Here is a 15,914-nt window from a genome sequence, read left to right on the forward strand (position 1 = left end):
ATCGCCACTCATGGTGATCATTGCCGGGGAGACGGCGCGGAAACGCGTGCCCCCCTCTCTGCGCCTATGCGCCCCGGACTGTCGCACCAGCCCGTAACCCCGCCCGTAACCCCAGCTCACGGCCGAAGTTGTGATGAGCGTGAATGACACAATCGGAGTAGCGACCGCCGTTCAACTACCCACCCAGAAGCGCGCCTCGAGCCGTTTGGCCAGCGGTGAGCTGCTGGATACCGCGCTGCGCTATGTCGAGGAACGGCACTGGGACGTGATCCCGGGGACCTGGCTCGAGCGCTCGGACGACGAACGCCGGGGCGGAGTGCAGCGGTGCTCGTGCGGCGCACTCGACTGCGAGGCGCCCGGCGCGCACCCCGCGCGCCGGGACTGGCGGGCCGCCGCGACGGCCAGCCCGACGACGGTGACCCGGCTGTGGGGGAAGTCCCCGCGGGCGTCGATCCTGCTGCCGACCGGGCGTACGTTCGACGTGGTCGACGTGCCGGAGACGGCGGGCTGTCTGGCGCTGGCCCGGCTGGAGCGCACGGGCACGGCGCTGGGGCCGATCGCCGCGTCGCCGGACCGCCGGATGCTGTTCTTCGTCCTGCCCGGCGCCGCGGTCAAGGCGGCGGGGCTGGTGCGCAAGCAGGGCTATCCGCCGGAGTCCGTCGATCTGCGGGTGCACGGGGAGGGCACCTGGATCGCGGCCCCGCCGACCCGGCTGGGGACCCGGGGGTGCGTGCAGTGGGTGCGTAAACCCACGGTGGCCAACGCCTGGTTCCCGGATCTGGACGATCTGATCAGCCCCCTCGCGTACGCGTGCGGGCGCGACCGGGCGATCGGGGGGTAAGCGGGGCCACCTATCGTGGCCGCATGACTGAACTCCCCGCCGTGCGGGTCGAAGGCCTGTGGAAGCGGTTCGGTGAGCAGGTCGCGGTCGGCGGGATCGACCTCGACCTGCCCGCGGGCCGCTTCATCGGGCTCGTCGGGCCGAACGGCGCCGGCAAGACCACCACGCTGTCCATGGTCACGGGGCTGCTGCGGCCCGACGCCGGGCGGGTGCTGATCGGCGGCGTGGACGTCTGGGCCGACCCGGCCGCCGTGAAGCCGCGGATCGGGGTGCTGCCGGAGGGGCTGCGGCTGTTCGAGCGGCTCTCCGGGCGGGAGCTGCTCGGCTATCTGGGGCGGCTGCGCGGGCTGCCGGGCGACGAGGTCGACAAGCGGGCGGGGCAACTGCTCGACGTACTGGATCTGTCGGCGGCGCAGCACAAGCTGGTCGTCGACTACTCGACCGGTATGCGGAAGAAGATCGGGCTGGCGGCCGCCCTGCTGCACAATCCGTCGGTCCTGTTCCTGGACGAGCCCTTCGAGGGCGTCGATCCGGTCTCGGCGCAGATCATCCGGGGCGTGCTGGAGCGCTATACGGGGTCCGGGGCGACGGTCGTGTTCTCCAGCCATGTGATGGAGCTGGTGGAGTCGCTCTGCGACTGGGTGGCCGTGATGAGCGCCGGCCGGATCCGGGCCCAGGGGCCCCTCGAGGAGGTACGGGGCGAGGCTCCGTCGCTGCAGGCGGCGTTCCTCGAACTGGTGGGCGCGCAGGGGCGGGACGCGGGGCAGAGCCTGGACTGGCTGGGCGGGGCGCCCCGATGACGGACGGCGGGCTGCGGACGGCCGCGCTGACCGGGGTGTTCGCCCGGCTCAAGCTGACGCTGCTGCGCAACGGACTGCGGCAGTCCACCGGGCGGCGGGCGCTGTTCGTCCTCGGTGCCGTGCTGGTGGCGCTGTTCGCGGCCGGGCAGCTCGTGGGGCTGGTCCTGCTGCGGGGGCACGCCCACGCCGGGGCGCTGTCCGTCTGTCTGGCCGCGCTGCTCGCGCTGGCGTGGGCGTTCCTGCCGCTGTTCTTCCCCGGCGGCGACGAGACGCTGGACCCGACCCGGCTGGTGATGCTGCCGCTGCGGCCCCGGCCACTGATCGTCGCGCTGCTGCTGACCTCGGTGATCGGCATCGGCCCGCTGTTCACGGTGACCCTGGTGGCCGGTGCGGTGATCGCCGCCGGTGAGGGCGCGGCGGCGGCCGTGGTCGCTGTGGTGGCCGGGGTGCTGACGGTGCTGGTGTGTCTGGCGCTGGCGCGGGCGGTGGCGGCGGCCAACGTGCGGCTGCTGACCAGCCGGCGGGGGCGGGACCTGGCGCTGCTGAGCGGGCTGGTGGTCGCCGTCGGGATCCAGGGGGTCAACCTCGCGGCCACGAAGCTGACCGGGCTCGGTGAGCTGGAGCCGGTGGCCCGGGTGCTGCGGTGGGTGCCGCCCGCGTCGGCGGTGGACGCGGTACGGGCCGCCGGCGCCGGTGAGTGGGGGCGCGCGGCCGTGGGGCTGGCGCTGGCCGCCGGGGCGCTGGGGGCGTTGCTGTGGTGGTGGGCGCGGGTGCTCACGCGGCTGATGACGGCGCCGGACGCGTCGACGCCGGAGGCCGCTTCTCCGGCGGCCGTGCGGGGGGCTCGGGGCGGGCTCGGGGGCCGGTTCCTGCCCGCCGGGCGGGCGGGGACCGTGGCGCGGCGGACGCTGCTGTACGCGTGGCGTGATCCGAAGACCCGCACGGCGTGGGTGACGGCGATCGGGGTGGGGCTGCTGGTCCCCGTGGTGTCGGGGGTGCAGGGCGGGGGCAGCGTGTACACGGCCTGCTGGGCCTCGGGGCTGCTGGGGCTGCAGGCGTACAACCAGTTCGGGCAGGATTACTCGGCGTTCTGGATGGTCGCCGCGACGATCGGCGGGCGGGACGACGCGTATCAGGAGCTGCGGGGGCGGGCCTCGGCGCTGCTGCTGGTCGCGGTGCCGTACGTGACCGCCGTGGTCGTCGGCGCGGCGGCGCTCTTCGGGGAGTGGGGGCGGCTCGCGGAGGCGCTCGGCATCGCGTTCGCGCTGCTCGGGGCGCTGGTGGGGACGGGGGCCCTGGCGTCGGTGGTGGTGCCGTACTCCATTCCGGCGGACAACGGTTACAAGAACGTCGCGCCCGGTCAGGGGGTGATCGCGAGCGTCAGCATCATGGGCGGGATGGTCGTGGGTGCCGTGCTGTGCGCGCCGGTGCTGGTGGCGGTGATCTGGCTGCATGTGGCCGATCTGCACGGGTGGCTGTGGCTGACGCTGCCGGTGGGGGTGCTGTACGCGTGGGGGCTGGCGGAGGGCGGGCTGCGGGTGGCGGCGCCGCGGCTGGTGCGGAGGCTGCCGGAGGTGCTGGTGGCGGTGAGCCGGGGGTGACGCGCGTGAAGCCGCACCTGGAGGGGTGCGGCTTCACTTGGTGCGTGCGGGGTCAGGTCACCAGTCGTGGTCGCACGACGGCACGAAGTCGACGTTCTTGACCCAGCGGGCGCTCACCCAGCCGTCCTCGACACCGGACAGCTTGAACCAGACGTCGTTGCCCAGGACGAACGGACCCCAGGTCTTGCACTCGATGTCGACGACGACGCCCCTGCCGATGATCCCGCGCCAACCCGCGTTCGTGGTCGGCGCCGAGCGGATGTTGACCCCGCCCCTCGCGATCACCACGCCCTGCGCCGCGCTGTCGTCCCACCAGGTCTTCATCGATCCCGGCTGCGACGCGGCGGCCGTCGGCGCGGCGGCGAGGGCGCCGAGAACCATGGCCCCCGCGGAAGCCGCGACCAGTACTTTCCTACTCTTCAGCACAGTTGCCCCTTGACAGTCCATTCGACGGGATCCGTACTCCGCCGTTTTGTATGACTATCTGACCAATCGCACCGAAGACTTCGCCGCCGGCCGTGTTTTTCACGCGTTCGGCAGACGCCGATCACACGGACGGCGGCGGACGCGGCTCAGCCGACCGGGGCCACCACGTCCTCGTAACCGTCGATGGTCTGCGGCGACCGCGTCCCCGGGCCGATGTAGCGGGCGGAGGGGCGGACGAGGCGGCCCGTGCGCTTCTGCTCCAGGATGTGCGCCGACCAGCCGGCCGTCCGGGCGCAGGTGAACATGGACGTGAACATGTGCGCCGGGACCTCCGCGAAGTCCAGCACGATCGCCGCCCAGAACTCCACGTTCGTCGCCAGCACCCGGTCCGGGCGCCGCGCGTGCAGCTCCGCCAGCGCCGCCTTCTCCAGCGCCTCCGCCACCTCGAACCGCGGCGCCCCGAGGTCGCGGGCCGTGCGCCGCAGCACGCGGGCGCGCGGGTCCTCCGCCCGGTACACCCGGTGGCCGAAGCCCATCAGCCGCTCGCCTCGGTCCAGCGCGCCCCGGACGTACGCGTCGGCGTCCCCGGTGCGCTCGATCTCCTCGATCATCCCGAGCACCCGGGACGGCGCCCCGCCGTGCAGCGGCCCCGACATGGCGCCCACCGCGCCGGACAGCGAGGCGGCGACGTCGGCGCCGGTGGAGGCGATGACGCGGGCGGTGAACGTGGAGGCGTTCATGCCGTGCTCGGCCGCGGACGTCCAGTACGCGTCGACCGCCGCCACGTGCTTCGGGTCGGGCTCGCCCCGCCAGCGGATCATGAACCGCTCGACGACGGTGCGCGCCTTGTCGATCTCCCGCTGCGGCACCATCGCGAGCCCCTGGCCGCGGGCCGACTGCGCCACGTACGACAGGGCCATCACGGCCGCGCGCGCCAGATCGTCGCGGGCCTGGGCCTCGTCGATGTCCAGCAGCGGCTTGAGGCCCCAGACGGGCGCCAGCATCGCCAGCGCCGACTGCACGTCCACCCGGATGTCCCCGGAGTGGACCGGGATCGGGAACGGCTCGGCGGGCGGCAGCCCGGGGTTGAACGCGCCGTCGACCAGCAGGCCCCAGACGTTCCCGAAGGACACATGGCCGACGAGGTCCTCGATGTCGACGCCGCGGTAGCGGAGCGCGCCGCCCTCCTTGTCGGGTTCGGCGATCTCCGTCTCGAACGCGACGACTCCCTCGAGTCCGGGTACGAAGTCGGACATCAGGCGGCTCCCCTTTGTGAAGGTCGGACCTATGAAGGTCGGATCTGCTCGAGCGGCGGACTCACGGTCCGCGGCATCGTCAGCTCGCGTTCGCGTCCGCCGTACAACTGGGTCGTTCCCCGCGCGGGCGGGTATCACCCGACCGCAGGCCCCGCAACGATATCCCGGACCTGTCCGGAGTTCACAGAGTCACGCGGTCGGATTTTGGTGAGTTGCACACATGCGCGCGGCCGTGACATGAGGCACACTGTCCGCCTTTGTCATCCGGGGATTACCGGACCCTCCGGGCGGGCAAACTCAGCCATCAACCCGTACGGGCACTGGCGTTCGTACGGCAAGATATGCGGCGTGCGACACGTTGACCCCGAGCCGGACCGGGAGCCCGCCGGCGCCGAGCGTTCCCTCGACCCCGCCGGCATGCGCGAGCAGTACCGCTCCGAGGGGCTGCTGGAGGCGGAACTCACGGCCGATCCCCTCGAACAGTTCGACCGGTGGTTCAAGGAGGCGGCGTACGGCGGGATCTACGAACCCAACGCCATGGTCGTCTCCACGGCCGACGCCGAGGGCCGCCCCAGCTCGCGGACGGTGCTGCTGAAGCAGTACGACCACCGCGGGTTCACGTTCTTCACCAACTACGGCTCCCGCAAGGGCCGCGAGCTGGCCGAGAACCCGAACATCTCGCTGCTCTTCCCGTGGTACCCCCTCGCGCGCCAGGTCATCGTCTGCGGCACCGCCGAGCGCGTCCCGCGGCACGAGTCGGTCGCGTACTTCCGCGTCCGGCCGCACGGCTCGCAGCTCGGGGCGTGGGCCAGCAGGCAGTCGGCGCCCATCGCGTCGCGGGCGGAACTGGACCGGTCGTACGCCGAGTTGGCGGACCGCTATCCGGAGGGCGAGCAGGTGCCGGCGCCGCCGGAGTGGGGCGGCTTCCGGGTCGTACCGCAGACCGTGGAGTTCTGGCAGGGGCGGGAGAACCGGCTGCACGACCGGCTGCGGTACGTCCGCGGCGGGGGCGGGTGGACGGTGGAGCGGCTCTGCCCGTGATCATGGCCCGTAATCACGCAGAAGCCCGCGGTCCCTTCCCCGTCGTAAACGAGCGGGGGCGCTGATCGGACGTATCAGCTGGGGCCGCGGGCCGGTGTGCTGCTTGGGATTGGGCCGGCCGGACGCACCACTCGCGTCCTTGTCCGGCGTTACGCGTAAACGTTGCGCGACGGCGGACGCTCGCCCGCAGCCACCTCACGCGTCCGGTATTCAGACATTCGCCGAACCACCTCCCTTCTCGTGTGCCCCACAGAGTAGGCACCGGTCCGGGCACTCTCAACCCATTAACTTTTCCGCGAACAGGGTGTGTCCCACGTCACCATCCAGTTGAATGATCGAAGGCAGCGACGGCCTACCCGGGGGTGACGGATGAGTGCGACCCGCCATACGAACCGCACGGGTGAGACGCCCCCCGCCGCACCGGGACCCGCGCTCCTGTCCGCCCTGCTGGACGGGATGGACGCCGCCCTGTGCGCCTTCGACGCCGACGGGGCGATCACCCACTGGAACCGCGAGGCGGAGCATCTGCTCGGCTGGAGCGCCGCCGAGGCCGTGGGCCGGCCGGGGCTCGCCGGCTGGCTCGCGCTGCCGGGGGACGCCGAGGAGATCCACGCCCGGCTGCTCGGCGTGACGGGGGCGACGGGGCGGCAGGTGCACGAGTTCGCGCTGCTCACCAAGGACGGCCGGCGGCTGCTCGTACGGGTGCAGGCGGCCGCCGTCACGACGGCTTCCGGGCAGCCGGCGGGGGTGTACTGCGCGTTCAGCGAGGTGCACGCGCAGATAGACCTGGAGCGGTCGATCGCCCTCAGCGAGGCCCTGTTCGAGGACGCCGCCTGGGGTGTGGTCCTCGTCGACGTCGATCTGCGGCCCGCCACGGCGAACGGTCAGGCGGCGCGGGCGCTGCGCATGGGGCGCTCCGCGCTGCTCGGGCGGCCGTTCGGCGAGCTGCTGGAGCAGGGGACGGAGGAGCTGGAGTCCGCGCTGCAGCATGTGCTGGCGCAGGGGGCGCCGCCCGCTCAGGCGGACATCTGGGTGGTGGTGCGGGGGGAGGGCGATCCGTCCGGTGCGGAGTCCCGGCGGCGGTGCTGGCGCAGTGCGTTCGTCCGGCTGGCGTCGCCGCTGGCGGAGCAGGCGGTGCCGCTGGGGGTGGGGTGGATGTTCCACGACATCACCGAGGCGAAGGTGGCCGAGCAGGAGGCCGCGGTGGCCCGGTTCCGCGACCATCAGCTGCACCGGGCGGCGCGGGCCGCCGCCGAGTGCGCGGATCCGATGGAGGCGGCGACGGTCTATCTGGACTTCGCCCTCGCCGGGTTCGCGGACCACGGGATGGTCGACCTGCTGCCGCCGGGGACCGCCGAGCTGCCGCCGCGCCGGCTGATCCGGGCCGCCGCCACGCCGGCGGAGGGTCCCGGCCCCTGTCTGCCGACCGGCCCGCACGGGGTGCCGCTGCGCTATCCGGCCGGCCACCCGGCGCTGCAGGCGGTGGACCGGGGGTCGTCGGTACGGGCCAGCTGCTCGGGCGCGGACCCGGCCGTGACCGAGGGCTGGGCGGTGGCGCGCAAGTGGCCGCAGGGCGCCCAGCACGCCCTGTGCGCGGTGCTGCGCAGCCGGGGGCGCACGCTGGGGGTGCTGACGTTCTTGCGCGGCGGGGCACGGCGGGCGTTCAGCCGGGGGGACGCGATGTACGCGGAGGATGTGGCGGTGCGGGTGGCTTCGGCGCTGGATCTGGCGGAGTTGCTGGGGTGAGGGGCGCGTGGCTTCGCGTACTGCCTGGTCAGGGGGCTTTGTCGGTGGGGCTCGGTAGCCTGGATGGGGCTGGTCCCCCGGGAGGGCGGGCTGCGTCCGGGGTCATCTGACGTAGAAGATCCGGTCCCCGTACTCCGCGAACACCGCGTCGTTCCACTCCAGTCCGCCGTCGACGTTGCCGCTGCGCAGCACCGGCGGGCGGATGCCGCGGGCCGCGAGCGCGCCGGCCGCCTCGGCGGTCACGGACTGGAGGATCGCGCTGATCACGACCGTGGACGCCGGCGCGAAGGGGGCGGGGGCGACCTCGGGGACGGTGAGTTCCGCGTCGCCCACCGGGATCTTGTTGTCGATCACCACGTCGCAGTTGTCCTTCAGGAACGTCCCGCTCGCGTGCGCGGACGTGGTGTGCTCGGCGTACCGCACGGACGTGACCCCGATGACCCGCGCGCCCCGCTCGCGCGCCCCCAGCGCCATCTCCACCGGGAGCGTCTGCCGCCCGGAGAGGGAGATGACGATCACCGCGTCGCCCTCCCGGACGCCGTTGGCCCGCAGCACCGTCCCCGCCAGCCCCTCGACCCGCTCCAGCGCGCTGCCCAGCGTCGCCGGTACGACGTCGGCGGTGGCGCCGGGGACGGCGAGGAGGTTCACCAGCGCCAGCCCGCCGGCCCGGTAGACGAGGTCCTGCGCCGGCAGCCCGGAGTGCCCCGCCCCGTACGCCCACAGCCGGCCGCCGCCCGCCACGGCGTCGGCGAGCAGCGTCCCGGCGGCCGCGATCGACTCCGCCTCCTCGTCGCGCACCTGGCGCAGCCGCGCCATCGCGGCGTCGAGGAACCGTCCGGAAAGATCGCCGCCAGTCGAAGTCATGGGCCGCAGTCAACACCATCGGCCCCGGTCACGGCCCGCGATATTCCTACGAAAGCAGCGGTCAGCAGACTCGGGGAGAACATCGGCGCGGGCGCGGTCACGCACGCCCGGCCCGGTTGTCAGCAGGATGCGCAAGAATTGGTGGGCAGGGCCACCGCACGACACACTCGAGGGGCACGCATGTCCGGACTGATCGACACCACGGAGATGTATCTCCGCACCATCCTCGAGCTCGAGGAGGAGGGCGTGGTCCCCATGCGCGCGAGGATCGCGGAGCGGCTCGACCAGAGCGGTCCGACCGTGAGCCAGACCGTCGCGCGGATGGAGCGGGACGGACTGGTCCTGGTGGCCGGGGACCGTCATCTGGAGCTGACCGTCGAGGGCCGCAGGCTCGCCACCCGGGTGATGCGCAAGCACCGGCTGGCGGAGTGTCTGCTGGTCGACGTGATCGGCCTGGAGTGGGAGCAGGTGCACGCGGAGGCCTGCCGCTGGGAGCACGTGATGAGCGAGGCGGTCGAGCGCCGGGTGCTGGAGCTGCTGCGGCATCCGACGGAGTCGCCGTACGGCAATCCCATCCCGGGGCTGGAGGAGCTGGGCGAGGCGGAGAGCGCGGACCCGTTCCTGGACGACGGGATGGTCAGCCTGACCGAGCTCGAGCCCGGCGCCGACGGGAAGAACGTGATCGTCCGCCGGATCGGCGAGCCGATCCAGACGGACCCCACGGTGATGTACACACTGCGGCGGGCCGGCATCCGCCCGGGCTCGGTGGTCAGCGTGACCGCGTCGGCGGGCGGGGTGCTGGTGGGCAGCGGCGGGGAGGCGGCCGAGCTCGACGCGGACATCGCGTCGCACGTGTTCGTCGCGAAGAGGTAGAGATGTGCGGGGCGTCCTGAATGACAAGGACCCCGGCGCCTGGCGTCGCCGGGGTCCCGCCTCCCCTTCACACCGACCCGGAGCCCCGAGCTCCCAGGGTCGTCCCCCGCGGCGGTCTCCCCTCGTCCGCCTCCCGGTTTCATCACTCCCCGCGAGAGACCCCGTGAACCCTGGGACCAGGTCACTCGAAAGTGGGGTTATGGCTGCCAGAGCCCTTTGTTCGAATAAAGGTTCGATAGCCTGAGCTCTGTCCGGACCAGACGGCCCGGCCCACGGGGACGAGGAGATTGGGGGTGCCGGATCGAATGACGCGCCGCATCGATGTCACAGGCGCCGGCGGAGTCCGCCTCGCGGCCTGGGAGTACGCCGATCCGCCCAGGACGCTGCCGGAGCCACGCCGCGCGGAGCCCGGACAGTCCCGTGCGGCCCCGCTCTCCGACCGCCCCGGGGTCCTGCTGCTCCACGGCCTGATGGGCCGCGCCTCGCACTGGGCGCCCACCGCCCGCTGGCTCTCCGAGCGCTTCCGGGCCGTCGCCGTGGACCAGCGCGGTCACGGCCACAGCGAGAAGCCGCCGGGCGGCCCGTACGACCGGGACGCGTTCGTCGCCGACGCCGAGGCCGTCGTCGAGCGGCTGGGCCTGGCCCCCGTCGCCCTGATCGGCCACTCCATGGGCGCCCTCACGGCCTGGCAGCTCGCCGCCCGCCGCCCCGACCTCGTGCGGGCCCTCGTCATCTGCGACATGCGGGCCTCCGCCCTGGGCGCCCGTTCGCAGCGCGAGTGGGAGGCCTGGTTCGACACCTGGCCGCTGCCGTTCGCCACCCTCGCCGACGTCCGCGCCTGGTTCGGCGAGGGCGACCCGGTCCTGGAGCGCCCGCTTCCCTCCCGCGGCGCGTTCTACGCGGAGACGATGACGGAACGCGCCGACGGCTGGCGCCCGCTGTTCTCCCGCCGCCAGATGCTGACGGCCCGCGAGACGTGGGTGCACGACGCGCACTGGGAGGAGCTGGCCCAGGTCCGGTGCCCCACGCTGGTCGTCCGCGGCATCGACGGCGAGCTGGGCCGCGCGGAGGCGATGGAGATGGTCCGCGTCCTCCCGTACGGCCGGTACGCGGAGATCCCGGACGCGGGCCATCTCGTGCACTACGACTCCCCGGACGGCTGGCGCGCGGCCGTGGAGCCGTTCCTGTCGGAGGTGCTGGTGGCCTAGCGCGAGGGCGCCGACACGCCCGCCAGCAGCGTCCGGCTCTCCTCCGCGCTCAGCGCGCCCTCCAGGGTCAGTTCGGCGGCCATGTTCGGGAAGAACCGGCCCGCCGGCCAGCCCCGCTGGTACGGCGGCGGGTCGAGGACGAGCAGCCGGACGCCGTCCACGAGGGGGATGTCGCTGGGCGTGCCCTCGTTCCAGATCCACTCGCCGTCGGGGGAGACGAGGTTGAAGGCGCCGACGGTGTTCACCCGTTCGTCCTCGGACATGTCGCCCGTCAGACAGGCGGCGACCGCCTGCGGCGACGGCGGCTCCCCCGCCAGCCGGCCGGGGCCGATGAGGGCGTGGGCGAGGAGTGTGTGCAGCTGGAAGTTGTCGCCGATGCCGCTCATCCGCAGCCGGTAGCCGGTGCCGCTCGGCCGGTGGAGTACGACGAGGGGCTCGTCGTCCAGTACGAGGAGGGAGTACCGCAGGCACTTCAGCTCGCCGTCGGTGGCCTCCGCGATCCGGTTGGCGAGGGCGACGAGTTCGTCCCGGCCGGTCAGCGTGCGGCGGACGGAGCCGTGGCTGAGCATGGCGACGGCGGCCATCTCCCAGGGCTCCAGCGTCCACCAGGCCAGGGCGGCCCCGATCGCCTCCCCGCCGCCGAGCCGTTCGACGACGGCGTCGTCGAGGTCCACGCTCTGCGGGTCGGGCAGGTCGTCGCCCCACCGCCCGGCGAAGTCCACCGCCCCGCGCAGCGTCTGCCGCAGCCCTTCCATCACGGGTCCCGCGCACGCGACGGGGTCGGCGCCGCGCTCCACGCAGGCCCCGACGAACACCGCGAGGTGGGCCACCGGCCCCGGCGGCACGTCGGGTATCAGCGCCGCGAGCCGGGGCCCCGCCGCCGCGCTCTCCTCCGCGCCCGCGCCGGACAGGGCCTCGCCCACCCGCCGGAAGGCCTCCTCCGCGCTCTGCGAGCGCTCCCGGACGGCGGCTTCGAATGCGTCGATGGCGGCCCCGAGGGGCGTAGGAACGATCATCGGGGCAGCGTACGAGGGGACTTGGACGGTGTACAACGGCCCTGTTCAGCCCGCCGGCGTTACGCCAGCGCCGTCTCCAGCAGCGCCGCCCACTGCGCGACGACCCGCTCCCGCCGCGCCGTGTCGTCCGTCAGCAGGGTCGCCAGCCCCAGCCCGCGCGCCATGTCCAGGAACCCCTGGATGCTCTCCCGCACCCCCGGCCGGGACTCGTCGGCGCCCAGCAGCTCCACCGTGATCCGGTGCGCCTCCCGTCCGAAGCGGGACTCCAGGGCCGCGACCCGGGGCCGCAGCTGCTCCTCGTGCGCCGCCGCCACCCACAGCTGCAGGGCCGCGCGGAACAGGGGTCCGGTGTAGAGCCCGACGATCGCCGTGAGCGTCTCGCGGGTGGAGCCGGGGCCCAGCCCCCGCAGCGCCTCGGAACGTTCGACGGCGACATGCTGGACGGCCGCCGTGAACAGGTCCTCCCGGGTGGGGAAGTGATGCTGCGCCGCCCCCCGCGAGACGCCCGCGTGCTCGGCGACGACGGTGACCGTGGACCCCGACCACCCGTACTCCGCGAGGCACGCCACGGCCGCCTCCAGCAGCCGCTGCCGGGTGACCCGGCTGCGGTCCTGCTTGGGGGCGGTCGCCGCGCGGGGGGCGGTGCGCGTCACAGCGAATGCCCTCGCGATGACGGGGCGTCGTCCGGCGCCCATACGGGGCTCCGCCGCTCCAGGAACGCCGTCATGCCCTCGCGCGCCTCATCCGACCCGAACAGCCGCGCCGACAGGTCGGCCAGCGGCCGGGTGTCCCGGTCGAACGCCCGCAGGACGTCCGCCGTCGTCAGCCGCTTCGACTCCGCCAGCCCCTGCGGCGACGCCCGCCGGATGCCGTCGAGCACGGGCGCGAGCTCCGACGAGGGCTCCCCCGCCAGCGTGACGAGGCCGATCCGCGCCGCCTCCGCCGCGTCGAAGCGCTCCCCCGTCAGGTAGTAGCGCGCCGCCGCCCGGGGGTCGACCCGCGGCAGCACCGGCATGGAGATCACCGCCGGGGCCAGCCCCAGCCGCGACTCGGTGAACGCGAACGACGACCCGGGCCCCGCCGCCGAGATGTCGCACGCCGCCAGCAGCCCGAGCCCGCCGGCCCGCACGTGCCCCGTGACGGCGGCCAGCACCGGCTTCGGCAGCTCGACGATCGTCCGCAGCAGCTTCGCCAGCCCCAGCGGACCGTCCGTCGGATCGCCGGAGACGGCCTCCGACAGATCGGCGCCCGCGCAGAACGTCCCCCCGGTGTGGGTGAGCAGCACCGCCCGTACCGCAGGATCGGCCGCCGCGTCCGCGAACGCCTCGTACAGCCCGGTCACCAGCCGCGTCGACAGGGCGTTGCGATTGTGCGGCGAGTCCAGCGTGACGACCGCGACACCGCGGTCGTCCGCCACCCGCACCAGGGGTTCGTCCGTCATGACGCGCTGCCGCTCCTCTCCCGGGCCCGCAGCTCACGCCGCAGGATCTTGCCGCTGATGGCCCGTGGCACCGCGTCCACGAACTCCACCCGGCGGACCTTCTTGTACGGGGCCACCTGCCCGGCCACGAATTGCACCACATCGTCGGCGGTGAGCGTCTGCCCGGGCTGCCGTACGACGAAGGCCTTGGGGATCTCCTGGCCGTCCTCGTCCGACACCCCGATGACCGCCGCGTCGGCGATCCGCGGGTCGGTGAGCAGCAGGGCCTCCAGCTCGGCGGGGGCGACCTGGTAGCCCTTGTACTTGATGAGCTCCTTCACCCGGTCGACGACGAACAGCCAGCCGTTGTCGTCGACCCGCCCGATGTCCCCGGTGTGCAGCCAGCCGTCCTTGTCGATCATGGCGTCGGTGTCCTCGGGGCGGCCGAAGTAGCCCTTCATCACCTGCGGCCCGCGGATCCAGATCTCCCCCGATTCGCCGACCCCCAGATCGGTGTCCGGGTCGTCGAGACCGACGATCCGCATCTCGGTGGACGGCAGCAGTTTGCCGACCGCGCCCGCGGGGAAGTCCTCGCTGTCGCGCGGCACGCTGTGCGTACCCGGTGAAAGCTCGGTCATCCCGTACGCCTGGAGGACGGGCGGAATGCCGAGTCGCGTCGAGCAGGCGCGCGCGAGTTCGGCGTCCAGCGGGGCGGCGGCGGAGAGGATGTACTCCAGCGAGCTGAGGTCGTAACCGTCGACCGCCGGATGCTTCGCGAGGGCGAGCACGATCGGCGGAGCCACGTACAGCCCCTGGATGCGGTGCTTCTCGATCGCCGACAGGAACTGCTCCAGATCGAAGCGCGGCAGCACGACGACGGTGACGCCGCGCCGCAGGGGGCCGTTCATCAGGGCGGTCAGCCCGTAGATGTGGAAGAACGGCAGCACCGCGAGGATCCGGTCGCCGGGGACGGACGGCATCGTCGGGTCGAGCTGCACGAGGTTCGTGGCGATGGAGCGGTGGGTGAGCATCACGCCCTTGGGGACGCCCGTCGTGCCGGAGGAGTACGGCAGGACGGCGATGTCCTCGGCGGGGTCGATGTCGACGTCCGGTTCGGGCGCCGTCGACCCCAGCATCTCCAGCACCGAACGGTGACCCGGCGCCTGGTCGCACACGAAGATCTCCGCGATCCCCCCGGCCTGCTCGGCGGCGGCCCGCGCGGTGTCCAGCAGCGGCGACACGGTGACGATCCACCGCGCGCCCGAGTCCCGCAGCTGCTTGGCGAACTCCGCCGGGGTGGACAGCGGATGCACGGTCGTCACCGACGCCCCCGCGCGGGTGGCGCCGTAGAACACGGCCGGGTAGGCGATCGTGTTGGGGCTGTGCAGCGCCAGCACGTCGCCCTTGCGGACGCCCGACTCGGCGAGGGCGGCGGCGATCCGCCGGGTGAACAGGTCGAGCTGGCTGTACGTGACCGTCGTGCCCTCGACGCCGTCGATCAGCGCGGGGATGTCGCCGAACTCGGCGGCGTTGCCGAGGACGGCGTCGTGGATGGGCAGGTCGACGGGGGTGACGGGGTCGAATTCACTCTGGAAGATCATCGTCGTTCTTCCTTCCGGGGCGCGCGCCTGATGTGTGCCGCATCATGGCGCGGGTCAGTACGACTTGGGCAGCCCCAGGGTCTGATGGGACACGTAATTCAGGATCATTTCCCGGGAGACGGGGGCGATCCGGGCCACGCGGGAGGCGGTGAGCATCTGGGCGAGGCCGAACTCGGTCGTCAGCCCGTTGCCGCCGAGGGTGTGCACGGCCTGGTCGACGGCCTTCCCCGCGGCCTCGGCGGCGGCGTACTTCGCCATGTTCGCGGCCTCGCCGGCGGCGAAGTCGTCGCCCGCGTCGTAGAAGGCGGCGGCCTTCTGCATCATCAGCCGCGCCAGCTCCAGCTCGATGTGCGCCTGCGCGAGGGGGTGCGCGATGGCCTGGTGGACGCCGATGGGGCCGCCCTTCCACACCTGGCGGGTACGGGCGTACTCCACGGCCTTGCCGAGGGCGTTGCGGCCGAGGCCCAGGGCGAAGGCGGCGGTCATGATGCGCTCGGGGTTCAGTCCGGCGAACAGCTGGAGGAGGCCCGCGTCCTCGTCGCCGACCAGGGCGTCGGCGGGCAGGCGGACGTCGTCGAGGGTGAGCTCGAACTGCTTCTCCGGGGCGTGCAGCTCCATCGGGATGTGCCGGCGTTCGAAGCCCTCGGCGTCGCGGGGGACGATGAACAGGCAGGGCTTGAGCTTGCCCGTACGGGCGTCCTCGGTGCGGCCGACGATGAGGGTGGCGGCCGCTATGTCGACGCCGGAGACGAACACCTTGCGGCCGGTGAGCAGCCAGTCGTCGCCGTCGCGGCGGGCGGTGGTGGTGATGCGGTGGGAGTTGGAGCCGGCGTCGGGCTCGGTGATGCCGAAGGCCATCTTGACGCTGCCGTCCGCCAGCCCGGGCAGCCACTGGCGCTTCTGGGCCTCGGTGCCGAAGCGGGCGATGACGGTGCCGCAGATGGCGGGGGAGACGATCAGCATGAGGAGGGGGCAGCCGGCGGCGCCGAGCTCCTCCAGGACGATGGACAGCTCCGCGATGCCGCTGCCTCCGCCGCCGTACTCCTCGGGGAGGTTGACGCCGAGGTAGCCGAGCTTGGCGGCCTCCGCCCAGAGCTCGTCGGTGTGCTCGCCGGCGGCGGTGACGCGGGTGAAGTACTCGCGGCCGTAGCGGTTGCCGAGGGCGGCGACGGCGGCGCGCAGGGCCTTGTGTTCGTCGGACTCGAGGACTGCGGTGGTCAT

General features: G+C 73.2%; 15 protein-coding genes. 7 read left to right on the plus strand and 8 right to left on the minus strand.

Annotated elements, in window-relative coordinates; all coding sequences use genetic code 11:
- The first annotated feature begins 130 nt into the window (after window positions 1-130).
- Genes SRB5_RS15640 through SRB5_RS15650 form a run of 3 tightly spaced genes read left to right on the plus strand, consistent with a single transcriptional unit; the run spans window position 131 to window position 3,242 of the window.
- Window positions 131-841, plus strand: a complete 711-nt coding sequence (locus SRB5_RS15640; RefSeq protein ID WP_323377968.1) for a bifunctional DNA primase/polymerase — start codon at window positions 131-133, stop codon at window positions 839-841.
- 23 nt (window positions 842-864) lie between these two features.
- Complete coding sequence (locus SRB5_RS15645; RefSeq protein WP_153452596.1) at window positions 865-1,641, plus strand: ABC transporter ATP-binding protein; 777 nt, start codon at window positions 865-867, stop codon at window positions 1,639-1,641.
- Window positions 1,638-3,242, plus strand: coding sequence for a transporter (locus SRB5_RS15650; RefSeq protein WP_153452597.1), 1,605 nt, complete (start codon window positions 1,638-1,640; stop codon window positions 3,240-3,242). The genes SRB5_RS15645 and SRB5_RS15650 overlap by 4 nt, the downstream gene beginning before the upstream one ends.
- 57 nt (window positions 3,243-3,299) lie before the next feature.
- Here the strand turns inward: SRB5_RS15650 and SRB5_RS15655 are convergent, their stop codons facing one another.
- Window positions 3,300-3,668, minus strand: a complete 369-nt coding sequence (locus tag SRB5_RS15655; protein ID WP_323377969.1) for an SH3 domain-containing protein — start codon at window positions 3,666-3,668, stop codon at window positions 3,300-3,302.
- Between the two features lie 146 nt (window positions 3,669-3,814).
- Window positions 3,815-4,924 (minus strand): citrate synthase 2, encoded by a 1,110-nt coding sequence (locus tag SRB5_RS15660; RefSeq protein ID WP_153452599.1) that lies wholly within the window; start codon window positions 4,922-4,924, stop codon window positions 3,815-3,817.
- Between the two features lie 417 nt (window positions 4,925-5,341).
- Here SRB5_RS15660 and pdxH point away from each other — a divergent pair, with 417 nt between their 5' ends.
- On the plus strand, window positions 5,342-5,965 hold the full coding sequence (pdxH, locus tag SRB5_RS15665; protein WP_153452704.1) for a pyridoxamine 5'-phosphate oxidase: 624 nt from the start codon (window positions 5,342-5,344) through the stop codon (window positions 5,963-5,965).
- 369 nt (window positions 5,966-6,334) lie between these two features.
- A complete protein-coding gene (locus SRB5_RS15670; protein WP_153452600.1) occupies window positions 6,335-7,711 on the plus strand; it encodes a PAS domain-containing protein in 1,377 nt (458 codons plus the stop codon).
- A 102-nt stretch (window positions 7,712-7,813) separates the two neighbouring features.
- Here SRB5_RS15670 and SRB5_RS15675 read toward each other — a convergent pair whose 3' ends face one another.
- A complete protein-coding gene (locus SRB5_RS15675) occupies window positions 7,814-8,575 on the minus strand; it encodes an SIS domain-containing protein (RefSeq protein ID WP_153452601.1) in 762 nt (253 codons plus the stop codon).
- Between the two features lie 180 nt (window positions 8,576-8,755).
- Here SRB5_RS15675 and SRB5_RS15680 point away from each other — a divergent pair, with 180 nt between their 5' ends.
- Both SRB5_RS15680 and SRB5_RS15685 read left to right on the plus strand, forming a co-directional pair.
- A complete protein-coding gene (locus SRB5_RS15680; RefSeq protein WP_153452602.1) occupies window positions 8,756-9,448 on the plus strand; it encodes a metal-dependent transcriptional regulator in 693 nt (230 codons plus the stop codon).
- 305 nt (window positions 9,449-9,753) lie between these two features.
- Window positions 9,754-10,656 (plus strand): alpha/beta fold hydrolase, encoded by a 903-nt coding sequence (locus SRB5_RS15685; protein WP_153452603.1) that lies wholly within the window; start codon window positions 9,754-9,756, stop codon window positions 10,654-10,656.
- On the opposite strand, the gene SRB5_RS15690 is transcribed toward SRB5_RS15685, so the two are convergent.
- The 5 genes from SRB5_RS15690 to SRB5_RS15710 are packed head-to-tail and all read right to left on the minus strand — an operon-like array spanning window position 10,653 to window position 15,914.
- On the minus strand, window positions 10,653-11,672 hold the full coding sequence (locus SRB5_RS15690) for a hypothetical protein (RefSeq protein ID WP_153452604.1): 1,020 nt from the start codon (window positions 11,670-11,672) through the stop codon (window positions 10,653-10,655). The genes SRB5_RS15685 and SRB5_RS15690 overlap by 4 nt on opposite strands.
- A 59-nt stretch (window positions 11,673-11,731) precedes the next feature.
- Window positions 11,732-12,367 carry a TetR/AcrR family transcriptional regulator gene (locus SRB5_RS15695; protein ID WP_153452605.1) on the minus strand — a complete coding sequence of 212 codons (636 nt, stop codon included), beginning with the start codon at window positions 12,365-12,367 and terminating at the stop codon, window positions 11,732-11,734.
- The gene (locus SRB5_RS15700) at window positions 12,322-13,113 is read right to left on the minus strand and encodes an enoyl-CoA hydratase family protein (protein ID WP_153452606.1); all 792 of its coding nucleotides are present in this window, start codon (window positions 13,111-13,113) and stop codon (window positions 12,322-12,324) included. The genes SRB5_RS15695 and SRB5_RS15700 overlap by 46 nt, the downstream gene beginning before the upstream one ends.
- Window positions 13,110-14,693, minus strand: a complete 1,584-nt coding sequence (locus tag SRB5_RS15705) for a 4-coumarate--CoA ligase family protein (protein ID WP_153452607.1) — start codon at window positions 14,691-14,693, stop codon at window positions 13,110-13,112. Before SRB5_RS15705 ends, SRB5_RS15700 begins: the two co-directional genes overlap by 4 nt.
- Window positions 14,694-14,747: 54 nt before the next feature.
- Window positions 14,748-15,914: an acyl-CoA dehydrogenase family protein gene (locus SRB5_RS15710; RefSeq protein ID WP_153452608.1), complete on the minus strand. Its 1,167-nt coding sequence runs from the start codon at window positions 15,912-15,914 to the stop codon at window positions 14,748-14,750.

The organism is Streptomyces smaragdinus, from assembly GCF_009604385.1.
Taxonomy (GTDB): Bacteria; Actinomycetota; Actinomycetes; order Streptomycetales; family Streptomycetaceae; genus Streptomyces; species Streptomyces smaragdinus.